The 1,180-nt window shown below is 34.2% G+C and carries 1 protein-coding gene; it reads left to right on the forward strand.

The window, feature by feature from the left end:
* On the forward strand, positions 1-512 hold a 512-nt coding region (locus TMES_RS21920), incomplete at its 5' end, for a MarR family transcriptional regulator (protein WP_143589776.1).
* Positions 513-1,180: the final 668 nt, after the last annotated feature.

Consider the following 1,180-nt stretch of genomic DNA (forward strand, 5'->3'; position numbering starts at 1 on the left):
CTACTGGAGATAATTATTTCATCGGTAAGCGAAAGAAAAAAACTGATGGGGTGAGATTTGTGCAAATACTTATGGAAAACTATAATTATTTGAGCCAAATAAAATACTTGTCTAATGCACAAAAAGCATTTTTATTAGATTTAGTTCCTTATGTTGAATTTAAAACGAATATCCTTATAGAACGTCCTGAAGAAGACTTAGAAGAGATAAGCGAGAATGCAGCTTCACCTAGTTATTTAGCTAAAAAATTAGGACGAGAGAGAGCTAAAGTTTCTAAAATGATGAATGAACTAATGAAGCTAGGTATCTTAGCCGTAGCAGAAACTGGAATGACAACGGAAGATGGTAGGGTATGTACTAGTAGAACTTGGTTTGTAAACCCTAATATTATGTGTTGTTCGGCAAGGGATGATGTAGATAAAGCAACTCAAAGAATCTTTAGACGTTCTTTAAAAAATTTTAAAGTAGAAGGAAGCTCTAAAAAACATAATTTACCTATATATTTATTTTAAAAGCAAGGGGAAATTTCCCCTTGCTTTTTTCACCTTATACTTCATTTACATTTTTTAGGTGTGTCTTTTTGGACACACAGGTGTGTCTTTTTGGACACACCTCTCCTTCTATAAACATTGATATAATAAGGTTCTTGTACTTCACTCTTCTCACTCTATTTAAATAGCAATTCGCTGATAGAATTGCAAGGGTCTTTTTATACTTTTTTCGTTAAAACTGTAAAACTTAAATAGCTATTTAAAATACAAGGTGCGAGTAGTATTTTTTAAAAAGATCACTTAAAAAATCTCCACTCTTTTCTCCTTGTATTTTAAATTTCGGCAGGGTTGGTTATATCGCCAAGCCGAACATACCCAAAACGAAGTTAATGATGATCGACTTGTGGCGGCCATTATACCTGCCGAACCGCCAGAGCAACTGTCCAAAATTCTACTCTTTTTCATGATCTATCTACACTATTTTTTAAGCCAGCCTCACACCCCAAAACGAAGGCGGCCACGTGATTCTAAAATATAAGTCTAAATCATCTTTTAAAAGGAACTTTTCTTTTATATATCGAATGACATATCATAGGACATAGCAGGAGGTAGTGTGATATGTCAGGTGACACAAAGAAACAGCAAAAGGTTTATACAGCAAGGGAAGTCGCTACCCTTTTAGCGATACA

The sequence above is a fragment of the Thalassospira mesophila genome, assembly GCF_002115755.1.
Taxonomy (GTDB): Bacteria; Pseudomonadota; Alphaproteobacteria; order Rhodospirillales; family Thalassospiraceae; genus Thalassospira; species Thalassospira mesophila.